Origin of the sequence: Paenibacillus sp. FSL R5-0766 (assembly GCF_037971845.1) — a bacterium.
Taxonomy (GTDB): Bacteria; Bacillota; Bacilli; order Paenibacillales; family Paenibacillaceae; genus Paenibacillus.
In genome coordinates this window covers 4,514,763-4,531,753 of the sequence record NZ_CP150227.1, presented here as the reverse complement: position 1 = coordinate 4,531,753, position 16,991 = coordinate 4,514,763, and the positions used below count along the sequence as shown (strand labels likewise).

The window sequence follows — 16,991 nt, the reverse complement described above, 5'->3', positions numbered from 1 at the left end:
ACCCGTTCACCCCAAAAGTCGCCCGAACGATTGATCATCTGAACCGTCAGGAAGGGACTCCATCAAAATGTACTGTCATTAGCTCAAGCTGGACTAATGACAATGCATGTGCATGGAGTCCTTTTTATGTGATGTTGGAATGATATAACCCGGTGTCTTCGTTGACTCTAATCGTAATTTGATGCATTATTAGAGGTATACAAGAAAGCAAAAGTTTTCGCTTTTGCCGAATAAACTGTCGCTCTATGAATGATGCAAAATGCTCGTATGACAGGAGGTGCTTTAGATCATGTTGTCGACAGAACAGATTATTTCAACCATGTCCTCACAGGGGCTTCGCATTACTGATCAGCGGAAAACACTGGCCCGGTTATTTGCCGAGTCTCCAGGGTATCTTACACCCAAGGACGTCTATGAATATATGGGTAAGACTTACAGCGGACTGAGTTTTGACACAGTATATCGTAATTTGCGGGTGATGCAGGAATTAGGTGTACTGGAACAGGTCATCTTCGAAGATGGCGTTAAATTCAGAGCACATTGTAGTGAAGATCATCATCACCATCATATGATCTGCCTGAAGTGTCAGAAGACATATCCCATTGTTTTTTGCCCGATGCAGCTTGCGGATGCGCCTGAGCAATTTCAGGTTGTAGATCACAAGTTCGAGGTATTTGGTTATTGCAAGGACTGTGCTGATCATGCTCCTGCCAAAGCGGCGTCTGGACATCAACACGCTCACGGGAAGCACTGACCATGAAGTTATCTCGTAGAATTGCTCAGGCACCCATTCGGGTGTACCGCAACTATATCTCTCCATTAACACCGCCAACATGTCGGTTCTATCCGAGCTGTTCGGCTTACGCCATGGAGGCGATTGAAGTGCACGGTGCGCTCAAAGGTTCGTTGTTATCAGCGAAACGTATTGCCAAATGTCACCCGTTTCATCCAGGCGGTGTAGATCTGGTGCCACCAAAGGCGGAGAAATCCATGATGGTATCAGAGTAACGATGTAGGTTGAAGTATTCAGGTGGCCTGGAAGCAGGCCGGGATTGAACTTGAGGATGCTGTCCACTTGACAAAGGGGTCCGCATTTCAGTATATTTTTCCTATATATGCGAGTTCAAAAAGTCTAGTTTTCAGTACCAAGAAGATGGGATGAAGTTAGAAATGGAGTAGCGGAGCGTAGGAAACCTACGTGAGCAACGGACATTTCGGCTGAATTTCAACTTCGATGCTGATGATGCCGGTAGGCATGATTCGTAATCAAAAGTGTACTTTTTGAACAACTTCTATATGATTTCCAGTGAAGGGATAAGTACAGACACACCCCCAGTGCAGAGAGCCGGATGAGCTGAGAACCGGTCTGGGAGGAGGATGGAACATGGTCCCGGAGGAACCTCTTTCGAGCGTGCAGACAGTGATTTCAGAGCTGCTGTCGTAAGGCTGAGGCGTGATCCAGCGTTAATGGGCGGTCGAAGGACCGACAGAGCCTGTGTTTTGCGAAAAACATGGGGAATTTGGGTGGTAACACGTGAGAGCAACTCTCGTCCCATAGGGGCGGGAGTTTTTTGTGTTCTTTTTTAGTTGTTTTGGACGAAGGGATCACATGAAGCAGGAACATTTGAAGGAGGAGAAGTCATTCATGGCTGACCAAAAAACATTTTATCTGACAACCCCGATTTATTATCCGAGTGACAAATTGCATATTGGGCATGCGTATACAACGGTGGCGGGAGATGCGATGGTTCGTTACAAGCGTCTACGCGGTTACAATGCTCATTATCTGACAGGAACCGACGAACATGGCCAGAAGATTGAGCGCAAGGCACAAGAGAAAGGACAGACACCGCAAGCTTTTATCGACGATATCGTTGTGGGGATCAAGGAACTGTGGAACAAGTTGGACATTTCCAATGACGACTTTATTCGTACAACCGAAGAGCGTCACAAAACCGTCGTTCAGGATATCTTTGACCGTTTGCTGAAACAGGGAGATATCTACAAAGGTGAGTACGAAGGCTGGTACAGCATTCCGGATGAGACGTATTACACGGAGACTCAACTGGTGGATGTAGAGAAGAATGAGAAGGGTGAGATTATCTCGGCTAAGAGCCCGGATAGTGGACACCCGGTTGAATTGGTCAAAGAAGAATCCTACTTCTTCCGTATGAGCAAATATGCAGATCGTTTGTTGAAATATTATGAAGAGAACCCGGGCTTTATTCAGCCGGAATCCCGTAAGAACGAGATGATCAACAACTTCATCAAGCCAGGCCTTGAAGATTTGGCCGTATCGCGGACTACATTTGAATGGGGCGTCAAAGTTAAAGGCGATCCAAAACACGTCGTTTACGTGTGGATTGATGCGTTGTCCAACTATATTACAGCACTGGGCTACGGTTCATCCGATGCATCCCTGTATAACAAGTTCTGGCCTGCAGATGTTCATCTGGTAGGGAAAGAAATTGTTCGTTTCCATACGATCTACTGGCCAATTATGTTGATGGCGCTGGACTTGCCTTTGCCGAAGAAAGTGTTTGCACATGGCTGGTTGTTGATGAAGGATGGCAAAATGTCCAAATCAAAAGGTAATGTCGTTGATCCAGTGACTCTGATTGACCGTTACGGTCTCGATGCACTGCGGTATTACCTGCTGCGTGAAGTACCGTTTGGTTCCGATGGTACATTTACACCGGAGAGCTTCGTAGAACGTGTCAACTCCGACCTCGCGAACGATCTGGGTAACCTGTTGAACCGTACCGTTGCCATGGTAGACAAATATTTTGAAGGCAAAGCCCCTACGTTTGCATCGAATGTAACGGAATTTGATGCTTCGCTGGAAGAAGCAGGCCATGCTACAGTGGAAAAAGTGGAACAGGCGATGGAAAACCTGCAGTTTTCCGTAGCACTGACAGCGATCAGCCAGTTTGTCAGTCGCACCAACAAATATATTGATGAGACGCAGCCATGGGCGCTGGCTCGTGATGAGGCGAAACGCGATGAATTGGCATCCGTTATGGCTCACCTGATCGAAAGCTTGCGAATTGCTTCCATTCTGTTGCAACCGTTCCTGACACGTGCTCCTCATAAAATCTGGGCACAGCTCGGCATTCAGGAAGGTGAACTTACCGCTTGGGATACAGCCAAGCAATGGGGTCTGGTTCCAACTGGAAACGCATTGCAAAAAGGTGATCCAATCTTCCCGCGTTTGGATTCCGAACAAGAAATTGCTTATATCTCCGAAGCAATGACTGGTGGCCAAAAAGCAGCACAGCCTGAAACAAGTCAAGCAGATGCTGGAGCTTCAGCAGCTGTTGAACCGGTAACTGCCCCTGAAGGTACCGAAGAGATCGGGATTGACGATTTTGCCAAAGTTGAACTGCGTGTCGCGCAAGTCATTGCCTGCGAACCGGTCAAAAAAGCGGATAAGTTGCTGAAATTGCAGCTCGATCTGGGTTATGAGCAGCGTCAGGTCGTATCTGGGATTGCGAAGTTCTATTCACCAGAAGAGATGGTTGGACGCAAAGTCATCTGTGTGACCAACCTCAAACCGGTGAAACTTCGTGGTGAACTGTCTCAGGGCATGATCCTTGCAGCATCGCATGGCGACCAACTAACACTGGCAACAGTACCGGACAACATGCCTAATGGCGCACAAGTGAAATAAGAATTGAGTTATGAAATTGTTTCAAATTCTGTCATAAAAATGACACAAGGTGGCCCGATGTAATTCGGGCCCCTTTTTTTGTTGATATAAATCGCATCTTAAGGGAAGAGAACAAGCATATACTGTTATGAACTCCGTACTTCAGGAAAGAATGAATAGGACGGGATAGCTTGACAAGTAGGTTCAGGTTACCTATAATTCTTTCAGTAATGTTTACGATTAAGAGATGCGGAGTGAATCATAATGACATTTTATAAAGAGCAACATCAAGCTCAGGATAACCGGATAGGGAAGACGAGCAAAAGAGGCAACATGAAGTTACTGTGGACGGGTTTGCTTATTCTCACTTTGCTGGTATTGTCAGCTTGTGGGCAGGATAGTTCCAATAGTGCGAAGATTGTGGAAGGCAAGGTAAACGTTGTGACGACATTTTATCCTGTATATGCTTTTACGACTGCAATCGGTGGTGAGGATGCCAATGTTATTAACCTGCTGCCAACCGGAGTAGAGCCACATGACTGGACTCCGAAGAGTCAGGATATTGTTAATACGTCCAAGGCACAGCTGTTTCTCTATAATGGAGCTGGACTGGAAGGATGGGTGCCGAATTTCCTGAAGTCGTTGAATAGCGATACACAGGTGAAGTCTGTTGCCGTCAGCGAAGGTGTTAAGCTGTTAACCGCTGAAGGTGATGATGGGCACGGTCACGGCGAAGAGCACGAAGACGAGCATGCAGATGAACATACAGATGAACATACAGATGGGGCTACCAGTGAAGATGTCGCTGATCATCATATTGATCCACATACGTGGGTTAGTCCGAAATCGGCCATGATCATGGCTGAAAACATCAAAAATAGTCTGGTCGAGGCAGATCCTAATCACAAAACAGGTTACGAACAACGTTATGAAGAGCTTCGTACGAAGCTTGAGACGCTGGATCAGCGTTTTACAGATGAATTGGCTAACGTACCAAACAACGAGATTGTTGTCTCGCACCAAGCGTTTGGCTACCTTGCACGTGATTATGGATTAACTCAGCATGCCATTATGGGACTTTCCCCGGATGCTGAACCGACAGGACAGGATATTGTGAAGCTTGCGAAATTGGTTAAAGATGAAGGCATTAAATACATTTTCTTCGAAGAGCTGGTATCTGACAAATTGGCGAAAACATTGGCAAGTGAAGCAGGAGTGGAGACCATGGTCCTTAATCCGGTTGAGGGATTGACCAAGGAGCAGGCAACAAACGGGGATGATTATTTCACCCTCATGGAGAAAAATTTGCAAAATCTGCTGATCGCATTAAAATAAGATAGAATGAAGAATTCAGATCGAAGAGTCTTTACCGTTCACGGTGAAGGCTCTTAGGACGCTATGGGATTCTTATATATAATGAAGGGCGGCTTTGCCATGCAGCAAATCATGCCACTATGTCATGATCCAATTATAGAGATCGAGAAACTATCATTTTCCTACGGGGACCAGCGAGTGATTGAGAATCTCGATTTTATGGCCCAGGAACGGGACTTTGTCGGGATTATCGGTTCCAATGGGGCGGGTAAAACGACATTGCTGCGCATGCTGGTAGGACTTCTTCCTCCTGCGCAGGGAGATATCAAACTATTCGGACAGTCGATCCGCAGGTTCAAGGACTGGGACCGAATCGGGTATGTGCCTCAAAAGAATGCATTTAACCCGTTGTTCCCTGCGACCGTTCGTGAAGTGGTCATGTCAGGCTTGTATAATAACAAAAACATGTTCCGTCGTATGTCTCGCAAATGTCAGCAACAGTGCACGGATGCGATGCAGGTCATGCGGATCGAGGATCTGGCGAACAAACGTATTGGTCAATTGTCCGGCGGACAACAGCAGCGTGTATTTTTGGCACGAGCGCTTATCAATCACCCGGATCTGTTGATTCTGGATGAACCTACCGTAGGTATTGATGCTGAATCACAGGCCAGTTTCTTTGAACTGATTACGCATATGCATGAACATCACCGAATGACTTTTCTAATGGTGTCTCATGATATGGATCGGATGGAGAGTTATCTGGGTTCTGAAGCTGTTGTAACGAATGGAAAAATTAATTTTCATGTCCGTCATTCGCATGAGGTACAGGATTGTGCTGAGACCAATCTGCAACATACCACTGCACAGGTACGCTAGCCGTATTTATGGCCCATTAGATTAGAGTAAGGCCGAAGGAGTCGTGTTTGTTTTGGAAATATTAATGAGTGATTTTTTTCAGCGTGCCCTGGCGGGTGGGTTGTTAATTGGCATTACCGCTCCGTTAATCGGACTGTTCCTGGTCTTACGGCGGTTATCCATGATCGGAGACACCTTGTCTCATGTGACCATTGCCGGTGTTGCACTTGGATTCCTGATTGAAGTGTATCCCATTGCAGTGGGCCTGATATTTGCCGTGCTTGCTTCATTTGCGATAGAGAAATTGCGCAAAGCGTACAAGAGTTATGCCGAATTATCGATTGCCATTATCATGTCCGGTGGCGTGGCTCTTGCTTCCTTGTTCTTTACACTGGGCAAAGGATATAATGCAGATGTCATGAGTTATTTATTCGGCAGTATATATACATTAGACGCTACGGATCTGAAGCTTGTAGGTGTGGTTACGCTGATCGTGGTGATTGTAGTGGCATTGTTACATAAGGAATTTTTCCTGCTCAGCTTTGAGGAAGATGCGGCAGCGGTTACAGGGTTGCCTGTGAGAATTCTGAACATGTTAATCACGGTGATGACAGCACTTGTCATAAGCACGGCGATCAAGATTGTCGGTGCGCTTCTGGTGTCAGCACTATTGACCATTCCGGTAGCGGTCAGCCTGTTGATGGCTCGAAGTTTCAAATCCGCCATTATTTTATCCGTGGTTATCGGCGAAATTGCCGTAGTCCTTGGACTGGTTGTAGCAGGTATCTGGAACCTCGCACCTGGAGCAACGATTGTATTATTGCTGATCATGATGCTGATTCTGACGATGATTGGAAAAAAAGGGTTCCGAGCCTGACGACTGAACGAGCAAGCACGTGAGCCCGGGGAAGGGAGACATCCGCTTCATGCCTGATGTTAATGTATGGATGGCTTTTGTAGCAGGCTTGGTCTCATTTATATCACCTTGTTGTCTTCCGTTGTATCCATCATACCTCTCCTACATTACAGGTATGACGGTGCAACAACTGAAGGATGACCGCAATCAGCGCGAAGTCCGCTTTAAGACGATGACGCATACGCTGGCGTTTATTTTAGGTTTCTCGGCAGTATTTTATTCTCTTGGCCTGGGTGCTGGACTGTTTGGCCAATTTTTCAATGATAACCGAGAACTGATTCGGCAATTGTCTGCGATTTTGATTATGCTTATGGGGTTGTTTTTGCTTGGTGTGTTCAAGCCACAGTTTCTGATGAAGGAACGTAAGCTGGATATGAAATGGAAACCTGCAGGCTATCTGGGCTCGTTTATATTTGGCATCGGTTTCTCAGCAGGCTGGTCGCCGTGTATTGGTCCCATTCTGGCAACAATCATTGCGATGGCTGCAAGTGAGCCCACAACCTGGCTGGCGCTGATTACAGGTTATACGGCAGGGTTTGCAATCCCGTTTTTCATTTTGGCCTTTTTCATCGGTTCAACACGCTGGATCTTACGGTATTCCAATGTCATGATGAAAGTTGGGGGAGCATTAATGTTGTTCCTTGGGGTATTGCTTTTTACAGATCAGATGACGAAGATTACCATCTGGTTGCAGCAGATTACACCAGACTGGATGATTATTTAAACGGATGAACTGAATTCGAATTTAAAAATGCATGACAAAGCAGGCTACATGTTAACCAGAGTCACTCTGGGTCATGTAACCTGCTTTTTAATCGTTTGTTAGGCATGCTTTTAACTGCATATGATTTTGGGCAATCCTGTTGTTCGTTTAGGTGAAGTAATCAATATTGGCTAGTGGAAAATGTTCAAAGATTCGTTCCGTAATGAATTCGCGAAGCGCATCTTGCTGGTCATCCTTATACACATACTTGTACTGACCCCAGCGGCCCCATTTCATCTTGCGTTTCTCGATATCCATCTCCAGCTTGGTTTTGGGATATCGCTTTTCAATGGTCGCTTTGGCCGTTTTGGTAAAACGGTGCTGGATCATCTCAAAGGTAAGATCCTTGGTTGCTTCCTCTGGAAGTGTATCTGCCAGTTTCTGCAACAGCTCCGAGTATCCTTCTTCCCAGCCTTCATACCACATAATCGGAGCGATAATGAATCCCAGGGGATAACCGGCGTGTGCAATTTTGCCAGCAGCTTCAATGCGTTCCTCAAATCTGGAGGTAGCCGGTTCAAAGTTTTTGATGACATAATCCGAATTGACACTAAACCGGATACGGGTGTGGCCGTTATGTTTAAGGTTCAGCAACGGATCAACGTGATGATATTTGGTTACAAATCGCAAGCGCCCGTATTTTTCATCCGCCATAAAACGAATCAGGTCACTTAGGTTCTCCGTGATATGCTCGAGTCCTACGGGATCAGACGTACAGGCGGCTTCAAATCGTGTGATTTCAGGCGAGCGTTCTTCGATGTATCCTTTTGCAGCCTGAATGATCTCCTCGGTATTAACATAGACACGGACATAAGGTTTCGCACCAAGTGTAGTTTGAAGATAACAATAATGGCAGTGCCCCATACAGCCTGTAGAGATGGGAATGGCATATTCCGCTGAAGGTTTCGACTGGTCGAACTTAAGTGTTTTGCGTACACCAACGACCAGAGTACGCTTTGCCATCCGATATTTTTCTTGTTCGGTTTCACCCGGCAAGTTTGTGATACGGTTATGGGATGTGGTCATTTGATAAGGTATGTTTTTGGATGTCACCCACTCCATAATCCGTTTGCCTTTATCATATTCCAACGCACCGGGTTCAAAATACACCAAATCGGGAATAAAGGGTTTAGTGCCTTTTGCTTTACGAACGGGCGGTGAGGCTACACTTGTACTCACGAAATCACTCCTTTCGATGCGGAACTTTGCTTAGTTTGCCTCGTTTGGGGAGAAGTCACGCCTGCCAATTACTTGTGAAACAGCGCGCTCCGAACTGTGCAGGACTTGCCAATGCGTATTGATAACATGTATCATTATAAGATAGGGACCAGGCACGAATAGGGGCCGGTCAGAGAGAAAAGAGGGAAGCAGATGCCAACGCCCAGTATGGAAGATTATTTGGAGCGTATATACAAATTAATTGATGAAAAGGGCTATGCTCGTGTGTCTGATATAGCTGAAGGACTGGAAGTACATCCTTCATCGGTGACGAAGATGATCCAAAAGCTGGACAAAGACGAGTACCTGATCTATGAAAAGTACCGCGGACTGGTGCTTACGCCAAAAGGCAAAAAGATGGGCAAACGTTTGATGGAGCGCCATCATCTGCTTGAACAATTTTTGACAACGATTGGTGTTCAGGAACAAAATATCTACAATGATGTTGAAGGCATTGAACATCATCTGAGCTGGGACTCCATTACATGCATCGAGTCCTTGGTTGAATACTTCCGTCAGGACGAGAGTCGGTTGCGTGACCTCAAAAATCTTCAGGATGTCATGAGTAATACAGAATCTTAAGTTTCAGCAGTGGAATACACATGGTGATATACAATGAATCGTATCCTGTGATCAAAGGATGCTTCTTGCCGTTTCAATGGCAGGAAGCATTTTTTTTTGTGCAATCACACCATAATTTGGTGATTTTCGCAACTAAACGATTGGTAGGAGCGTCTATTAAACTAGTAGAATTTACCGCAAATTTATAATGATTTTGGAGGACTGCACTAATGAACGTTCGTAAAGGATTGATGCTGCTGCTCATTTTTGTACTTGGATTACAGACAGCAGGTATGACGGCACAAGCGGCCGGGCAGAAGGAAATCGCTATTTTTCTAGACGGCAACCGTTTGGAATCGGATGTATCACCCTACATCTTGCCCAAAGTAAATGTAACGATGGTGCCTCTGCGTGTTATTAGCGAAGGACTGGGTGCGTCTGTTTTATGGTCTCAAGCTACTCGTACCGTGACCATTCAGAAATCCGATTCGGTCATCTCTATGACGAGCGGACGCCAGCAGGCGACGGTGGATAACGCTGTAGTTGGTCTGGATGCATCGGTCGAATTGAAACAGGGTCGGGTCATGGTACCCATTCGATTCGTCAGTGAGAACCTGGGCATTCGAGTGAACTGGAATCAGGCTGCCCAGACCATTGATCTGTACACAGGAGACGAATCAGTCCCAACTCCTGAACCAACCCCGGTAACCCCAGCGGAGCCAGGAGGTACGGGCACTGTGCCAGCTTCTGAAGAGATGCGGGGAGCCTGGATTTCCACTGTGAATGGAGACTGGCCTACATCTGGTGCCAAGGGAAATGTAGAGAAGCAAAAACAGGAGTATACAAAACAGCTAGATACGTTGCAAGGTATGGGCATTAATGCCGTATTTGTCCAAGTGAGAGCCAATGGGGATGCCATCTATCCTTCAGGTCTGGTACCTTGGAACAGCGTATTGACAGGAACACAAGGTAAAGATCCAGGTTATGATCCCCTCGCGTTTATGGTTGAGGAAGCACACAAACGGGGTCTGGAGTTCCACGCCTGGTTTAATCCGTTTAGAGCAACGAACTCAGCAAGTACATCAAACTTGGCTGCAAACCACATCTCGAAGCTTCATCCCGACTGGATTGTGAATGCATCCGGCAAATTGTACATTAACCCGGGCATCCCGGAAGCCAGACAGCATATTATCGATACGATCATGGAAGTGGTCAATCAGTATGATATTGATGGCGTACATCTGGATGATTATTTCTATCCGTCCAATGTGACTTTTAATGATGATGCAGCCTTCAAAACCTATAACACATTGAATACCAAAGACCGTGCTGAATGGCGTCGGGACAATATCAATCAGTTCGTTAAGCAGCTCGGGCAGAGTATTCACAGCGTGAAAGCTAACGTTGAATATGGAATTAGTCCATTTGGTGTATGGCGTAACAAATCCGTTGATCTGACAGGTTCTGATACCAAAGCAGGAGTAACCGCGTATGACAGCATGAATGCAGATGTGCGGACATGGATTAACCAAGAGTGGATCGACTATGTCGCTCCGCAGGTGTATTGGAGTATGACATTAAACGTAGCCCGATATGACAAAGTCGTGGACTGGTGGGCGAATGAAGTGGCTAACACAAATGTAAAATTGTATATCGGTCACTCTCCTTATAAGTTAGGTACGCCGGAAATTGGTTGGCAGACTTCACAGGAGATCATCGATCAGCTGAACTACAACAAGAAGTATGGTTCGGTCAAAGGGGATATTTTCTTTAGTTCACAATACTTGACGAAGAACCCTCTCGGCCTAATTGCCAAATTAAAAGCTTATTATGGTCTCTAAAACATTTTAACAATACAGTGATAAGACAAACCCTTGTTCTCATAGAGTGGCAGTAGAAACGTGGCTGCCTGGAGAACGGGGGTTTTTTGTTATGTTAATTAACGCGGTGTTTGAAGGTGGAGGCGTCAAAGGGATCTCGCTTGCAGGTGCTGTGCAGGGTGCTCAAGACTGCGGCATTCAGTTTAATCGAGTGGCAGGCACATCATCCGGTTCCATTGTTGCTGCTCTGCTAGCGGCCGGTTACAGGGCCGAGGAGATGAAAGTCATTATTGAGAATACGCCGTTTGCTTCATTGCTGCGTCGTTCCCCCATATTTAATACCCGATGGATCGGACCCGCCGCGAGGCTGTTCTTGAAGAAAGGTTTGTATTCGGGAGAAGCGCTGGAATCATGGATTCGCAAGATGCTGGAGCAGAAAGGGATTCGCACATTCGCTGACTTGCCACAAGGCAAGTTGCTTATTACCGCATCCGATATATCCAATGGGACCATTCTGGTGTTGCCAGACGATATTCGGCGGTTTGGCATTGACCCTGCGAAGCTGGATGTTGCAAAGGCGGTACGTATGAGTTGCAGTATCCCGTATTTTTTCGATCCGGTAGTCATACGCAAATCGCCAGTATTCTCCAAAGGCCTTCCTTTTCAAGATCAGTTCGTTTATGTCGTGGATGGCGGATTGCTTAGCAATTTTCCGTTGTGGCTCTTCGATGGTGATCGCTCGGAACGAGGAGGAGACGTTATTCCGGTTGTCGGATTCAAAATGGTGGGGAAGACGGAAGTAGAACCCGCCCGGATTAAAGGACCGCTAAGCATGCTTCAGGCCCTTGTAGAGACGATGCTCACAGCACATGATGAACGCTACATCGAACAGATTAACCGGTTTCGTACAGTGAAGATACCAACGCTTGGGATTAAACCAACGCAATTTCATTTATCGTTACAGGACAGCACAGCCTTATATCGATCAGGCGCTACCGCAGGGAGCGAATTTTTCAACGGATGGAATATGAAAATGTATGGTGAACAGCTGGACAAACAAAGAAAAGAATTGCGTAAGAAACAGGCAGAAGCTCCACCTCTGATTCCTGTATAAACGTGAAAAAAGCAATTCTCCGCAAGTTGGGAGAACTGCTTTTTTGGTTGTTCAGTAGCTTTTAGTGAAATTTCGGTATATCTTCATCACTTTTCCCTTTTTGTCCTTGAATCACTTGGAAAGGATAATCCTTACGTTTCTTTGAAGAGCCGCTGCTCTTTCTGGCACTGGACTGTGCATTAACTTTTGCCATGGTTCGTGCCGATGGTTTAATCTTCGGTGATTTGGTTTTGCTTGCCCAGCGACGAGGCGGATATTTGTACAGCAGGAATACGGCTCCGAACACGACCAGAGGAATAATGATCCTGGATGGACTAGCGTTCCCCAGCCAAGTCAAGACTCCAACAGCAGCTAGTGCGATGAACGTCCAAAATAAGATTGCCTGCTTGTTCATATCATTCACCCTTTCACAGGATCGAGTGTTGCAACAGGTACTTCTGAGGTAGCAGAGACATTGGCAAGCTTGGCATCCAACTCACGCATACGGTTAAACGAAGCAATGGATACTTCTACCTGTTCGTTGGTCGGTTCTTTTGTTGTCAGCAATTGCAGCCACAATCCCGGGTATCCGAGATAACGCAGTACAGGAATATCACGTACCGAATTCGTGAGCTTTAACAGTTCAAAAGAAATGCCTAGCACAACTGGCAATAACAATAGACGCTGACCCATCCGTTCCCAGAGGTTATCGTACGTGAAAAGGGAGTATAGAAACACTCCAATGATAACAGTCAACATAATGAAACTGCTTCCGCAGCGGTAGTGCAGTCGGCTGTACTTTTGCACGTTCTCCGGTGTCAGTTCTTCACCAGCTTCATGTGCGCTGATTACTTTGTGTTCCGCTCCATGATACTGGAAGAGACGTTTAATCATCGGCGTCTGTGAGATTAACCACAGATAGGCGAGTAACAGGATCAGCTTAATGCCGCCTTCCAGTAAATTATGCAAAAACTGATTGTCGAATGCATTTTTGAATAGAAAATTCTCGATAACAACAGGAAGCAAAGTGAGCACAACTTTACCAAAAAGGAATGAAAGGATGGCTACGGCGGTCACACCAATAATCATGCTAAGGCTCCAGCCCGAACCTTCTTTCTCTTTTTGCTTGGCTTTCTCTTCCGGTTCCAGTTCATCATCAGCATAAGCGTCAGCAGAATAATTAAGATGTCTGCTACCTTTAACACTTGAATCTATAATGCTGACAATTCCGCGTAATAAAGGAATCCGCCGCAATTTCGTGACCCAGGACTTGTCTTGCTTGGGAACTTCCAGATACGTAATTTCGCCGTCTTTTCTACGAACAGCTGTAACGTTGACATGTTTCCCACCGAACATTACGCCTTCAATGACAGCTTGCCCCCCATAGCTGACAGGCTTGGATTGTTGAGGCAAATTATTCACCTTCCTATTCTGTTCTAGGCCTTCGCGATCAAAGGCAGTTTAATAACCCTATTGTATCGAATTTTAAGCGCAATTTCTAGTTTGTGAGTCAAACCTTGAAGGATGTTGTTAAGATTGTCCTGTTTTGAACATACTACCTCGTAGAATCGGAGCGGAAATTCGAGGCATAATGCGGGATTATCAACTGAATGAAGGAGAATATTGATGACAGAGCGTACGCATGAAGATACATCGCGAGATGAAGGCCAACGTTCGAAAGAACGGCAGCAAAAAGACAGAGGCAGGCGCCCTACCCAGAGGCAAGGTCAAGCTCACTACTACACGAAGCCATTTCCCTTTGCGTTAGAGCTTGGCTTCTTTGCCGGTTTTATCTGGGGCGGGCTGCATTGGCTATTCTATCTGCTGCATTTTACGATTGTACCTGTCGGATTTCTGGCCGAGCCTTTTTTCAAACATGAATATATATATACCGCAGCTGGACATTTGACAGGCTGGTTGTTTTTTATCGTTTTTTCCATCTTGGCTTCCTTGCTCTACACGTTCACGATTAGAAAATTAAAAGGGCCGGTACCCGGCATGGTGTATGGAATTGTCTGGTGGCTGATTCTCTTTATACTGGTAGGACCGAAACTCGGGATGATGAAGCCTTTGAACGGTTTAACGTGGGATTCAATCATCACGGAACTCTGTTTCTTTTTGTTATGGGGGCTGTTCATTGGTTACACGGTAGCCATGGAGTACACGGACGAACGCAAACGTGAGCCGGAGCAAGCGGGGGCATAGCGCAAAAAAGCTTCTCAATCCGGCAATGGCTGTGTTAAAATAGCAGATGGTTATTTGCAGAGAGGGTGGAGAAGCGATGAAACGAATTATTGTGATCAATGGTCCGAACCTGAACATGCTTGGTGTACGTGAACCGGGCATCTATGGAACGCTTAGTCTGAAGGATATTGAAGACAAAATTCGCAGACAGGCTGATGAACTTGGCGTCTCCATCGCTTTTTATCAATCGAACCATGAAGGAGACATCATTGACCGCATTCATGCAGCGATGGGTGAGGCAGACGGAATCATACTGAATGCCGGAGCATTTACCCATTATAGCTATGCTATACGTGATGCAATCAATGCTGTAAAAGTCCCTACGGTGGAAGTACATCTATCCAACATTCATGCACGCGAAGCGTTCAGACATCATTCAGTGATTGCAGCGGAAACAATCGGGCAGATTGCCGGATTTGGCGAAGTAAGCTATGAACTGGGATTGCTGGCTCTTGTGCGTCATCTGGACAAACAAACCTGAGCCGGGAACCCGGGAATGTGAGAGAAAGAAGGGTTACCGATGGAAAACAAACGAGTAAATAAGTTGCGTGAAGCCATGCGTGAGCATGAACTCACTGCAATGCTGATTACAAACCCGATTAACCGTCGTTATATGACGGGTTTTACAGGCTCGGCGGGATATGTGCTGATTACGGAACAGGATGCATATCTGCTGACTGATTTCCGTTATATGTCACAAGCGCCTCAACAAGCCAAAGGATTCACCGTTGTGGAGCATGGAGCCAAGCCGATGGATACAGTGCGTGAACTACTGGCATCCGCGAATATCAAAGAAGTGGGCTTCGAGCAGGATAGTGTTACATTTGGCACGCATTCCGCTTATGCTGAAGCACTTCAATCTATCGAACTGAAAGCTGTATCCGGGATCGTGGAACAACTTCGTATGTTCAAGGATGAAGATGAGATCGCGGTCATGCAGAGAGCAGCAGATCTGGCGGATGCCACGTTCAGCCACGTTTTGCAGTTTGCAAAACAAGGTATGACGGAGCGTGAAGTGGATCTGGAGATGGAGTTTTTCATGCGCAAACATGGAGCAACGTCCTCTTCGTTTGACACCATTGTAGCTTCGGGTGAACGTTCTGCTATGCCTCACGGTGTAGCGAGCAGCAAGGTCATCGGACAGAATGAGTTAATTACATTTGACTTTGGTGCACTTTTGGACGGATACTGTTCAGATCTGACACGTACCATTGCAACAGGTACACCTGTACCTGAACTGCGCAAAATTTATGACATTGTACTGGAAGCTCAGTTACATACGCTGGAGAACCTGAAACCGGGCATGACCGGACGGGAAGCAGATGCATTGGCTCGTGATATCATTGCAGGTCACGGATATGGAGATCAATTCGGACACAGCACAGGCCACGGTCTGGGTATGGAAGTTCACGAAGCTCCTCGCTTGTCCAAGCTTAGCGACGATGTATTGAAACCGGGTATGGTTGTTACCGTTGAACCGGGTATATATATTGACGGGCTTGGCGGCGTGCGTATCGAGGATGACGTAGTGATTACCGAGACGGGTATTCATATTCTCACGAAGTCGGACAAGAAGTTCACCGTAATCGGCTAAATTACAGCCACAGGGATATAAGACGATTTTTAATATAAAGGTACAGGTTATTGCTGATTGTTATGGACCATTGCAAAAGTAGTGAAGGGAGCGGAATCGATTCTGAAGAAGCGAAGCTCTCGCCTTTGTCTCCTCATTTTAAACCTTATTAAAATCTAATCGGGAAAATGAGGAGACAACAGCGATCGGAGGAACGATCCGAACCCGTAACGGTCACATCGCACATGGTCATCAATTCAGAATAAACCCACCTTTTACATTAACTCATCGTCTTATATCACCTACTTTTTAACCATATCAGGAGGGATTTTTTGTGATTTCAGTAAACGATTTTAAAACAGGCTTGACCGTGCAAGTAGATAACGATATCTATACCGTTCTTGATTTCCAACACGTTAAACCAGGTAAAGGTGCTGCCTTTGTACGTTCCAAATTGAAAAACCTGCGTAATGGTAACACCGTTGAAAAAACATTCCGTGCAGGCGAAACGATTGGTCGTGCCATCATCGAAAACCGTGGCGTATCCTACCTGTATGCAAGCGGTACAGAGCACACGTTCATGGATAACGAAACCTATGATCAGTTCACATTGACTAGTGATCAACTGGAATGGGAATTGAACTTCCTGAAAGAAAACATGGTCGTTAAGATCGTTAGCTACCAAGGTGAAATCCTCGGAATTGACTTGCCAACAAGCGTTGAGTTGAAAGTCATCGAGACTGAGCCAAGTGTTAAAGGTAACACTGCACAAGGCGCTACCAAAAATGCAAAAGTGGAAACAGGCTTGAACGTACAGGTTCCTTTGTTCATTAACGAAGGTGACGTTCTCCTGATTGACACACGTGAAGGTAAATACTCTTCCCGTGCGTAACTTTCACAGCTTGTAAGCTAAAAAAGGTTATTAACAACCCTTTGCCATTCCTTTGGCAGAGGGTTTTTTCGAAAAAAGATTAGCCTATCA

Annotated in this window: 17 protein-coding genes; 14 read left to right on the top strand and 3 right to left on the bottom strand. The window is 46.0% G+C overall.

Annotated features, from left to right (window positions below):
* Window positions 1–289 precede the first annotated feature (289 nt).
* From MKY66_RS19630 to MKY66_RS19600, 7 genes are all read left to right on the top strand, one after another.
* The gene (locus MKY66_RS19630) at window positions 290–754 is read left to right on the top strand and encodes a Fur family transcriptional regulator (protein WP_076215723.1); all 465 of its coding nucleotides are present in this window, start codon (window positions 290–292) and stop codon (window positions 752–754) included.
* Window positions 755–756: 2 nt separating this feature from the next.
* A complete protein-coding gene (yidD, locus tag MKY66_RS19625) occupies window positions 757–1,008 on the top strand; it encodes a membrane protein insertion efficiency factor YidD (RefSeq protein ID WP_076215726.1) in 252 nt (83 codons plus the stop codon).
* Between the two features lie 601 nt (window positions 1,009–1,609).
* Window positions 1,610–3,670, top strand: coding sequence for a methionine--tRNA ligase (gene metG, locus MKY66_RS19620; RefSeq protein WP_076215728.1), 2,061 nt, complete (start codon window positions 1,610–1,612; stop codon window positions 3,668–3,670).
* A gap of 312 nt (window positions 3,671–3,982) precedes the next feature.
* Window positions 3,983–4,984, top strand: a complete 1,002-nt coding sequence (locus MKY66_RS19615; RefSeq protein ID WP_076215893.1) for a zinc ABC transporter substrate-binding protein — start codon at window positions 3,983–3,985, stop codon at window positions 4,982–4,984.
* 99 nt (window positions 4,985–5,083) lie between these two features.
* The gene (locus tag MKY66_RS19610) at window positions 5,084–5,842 is read left to right on the top strand and encodes a metal ABC transporter ATP-binding protein (protein WP_036614907.1); all 759 of its coding nucleotides are present in this window, start codon (window positions 5,084–5,086) and stop codon (window positions 5,840–5,842) included.
* A gap of 52 nt (window positions 5,843–5,894) precedes the next feature.
* Entirely contained in the window at window positions 5,895–6,698 is an 804-nt protein-coding gene (locus MKY66_RS19605; protein ID WP_017687569.1) for a metal ABC transporter permease, read from the top strand.
* Between the two features lie 49 nt (window positions 6,699–6,747).
* Window positions 6,748–7,461 carry a cytochrome c biogenesis protein CcdA gene (locus MKY66_RS19600; protein ID WP_017687570.1) on the top strand — a complete coding sequence of 238 codons (714 nt, stop codon included), beginning with the start codon at window positions 6,748–6,750 and terminating at the stop codon, window positions 7,459–7,461.
* A 147-nt stretch (window positions 7,462–7,608) separates the two neighbouring features.
* Here MKY66_RS19600 and splB read toward each other — a convergent pair whose 3' ends face one another.
* Window positions 7,609–8,679: a spore photoproduct lyase gene (splB, locus tag MKY66_RS19595; protein ID WP_076215731.1), complete on the bottom strand. Its 1,071-nt coding sequence runs from the start codon at window positions 8,677–8,679 to the stop codon at window positions 7,609–7,611.
* Window positions 8,680–8,871: 192 nt separating this feature from the next.
* Between splB and mntR the strand changes: the two genes are divergently transcribed.
* From mntR to MKY66_RS19580, 3 genes are all read left to right on the top strand, one after another.
* Complete coding sequence (gene mntR / locus MKY66_RS19590) at window positions 8,872–9,300, top strand: transcriptional regulator MntR (RefSeq protein ID WP_036614415.1); 429 nt, start codon at window positions 8,872–8,874, stop codon at window positions 9,298–9,300.
* Window positions 9,301–9,509: 209 nt separating this feature from the next.
* Window positions 9,510–11,120, top strand: a complete 1,611-nt coding sequence (locus MKY66_RS19585) for a family 10 glycosylhydrolase (protein ID WP_076215747.1) — start codon at window positions 9,510–9,512, stop codon at window positions 11,118–11,120.
* A 91-nt stretch (window positions 11,121–11,211) separates the two neighbouring features.
* A complete protein-coding gene (locus MKY66_RS19580) occupies window positions 11,212–12,213 on the top strand; it encodes a patatin-like phospholipase family protein (protein WP_076215750.1) in 1,002 nt (333 codons plus the stop codon).
* Between the two features lie 61 nt (window positions 12,214–12,274).
* Here the strand turns inward: MKY66_RS19580 and MKY66_RS19575 are convergent, their stop codons facing one another.
* Window positions 12,275–12,607: a hypothetical protein gene (locus tag MKY66_RS19575; protein WP_036614407.1), complete on the bottom strand. Its 333-nt coding sequence runs from the start codon at window positions 12,605–12,607 to the stop codon at window positions 12,275–12,277.
* 5 nt (window positions 12,608–12,612) lie between these two features.
* Window positions 12,613–13,605, bottom strand: a complete 993-nt coding sequence (locus MKY66_RS19570) for a DUF1385 domain-containing protein (protein ID WP_062835280.1) — start codon at window positions 13,603–13,605, stop codon at window positions 12,613–12,615.
* A gap of 213 nt (window positions 13,606–13,818) precedes the next feature.
* On the opposite strand from MKY66_RS19570, the gene MKY66_RS19565 reads away from it, so the two are divergent.
* The 4 genes from MKY66_RS19565 (at window position 13,819) to efp (ending at window position 16,901) form a co-directional block, all read left to right on the top strand.
* Window positions 13,819–14,397, top strand: a complete 579-nt coding sequence (locus MKY66_RS19565; RefSeq protein ID WP_076215766.1) for a YqhR family membrane protein — start codon at window positions 13,819–13,821, stop codon at window positions 14,395–14,397.
* 76 nt (window positions 14,398–14,473) lie between these two features.
* A complete protein-coding gene (aroQ, locus tag MKY66_RS19560; RefSeq protein ID WP_062835278.1) occupies window positions 14,474–14,917 on the top strand; it encodes a type II 3-dehydroquinate dehydratase in 444 nt (147 codons plus the stop codon).
* 39 nt (window positions 14,918–14,956) lie between these two features.
* The gene (locus MKY66_RS19555; RefSeq protein ID WP_076215769.1) at window positions 14,957–16,030 is read left to right on the top strand and encodes a Xaa-Pro peptidase family protein; all 1,074 of its coding nucleotides are present in this window, start codon (window positions 14,957–14,959) and stop codon (window positions 16,028–16,030) included.
* Between the two features lie 313 nt (window positions 16,031–16,343).
* On the top strand, window positions 16,344–16,901 hold the full coding sequence (gene efp, locus MKY66_RS19550) for an elongation factor P (RefSeq protein ID WP_017687580.1): 558 nt from the start codon (window positions 16,344–16,346) through the stop codon (window positions 16,899–16,901).
* Window positions 16,902–16,991 lie beyond the last annotated feature (90 nt).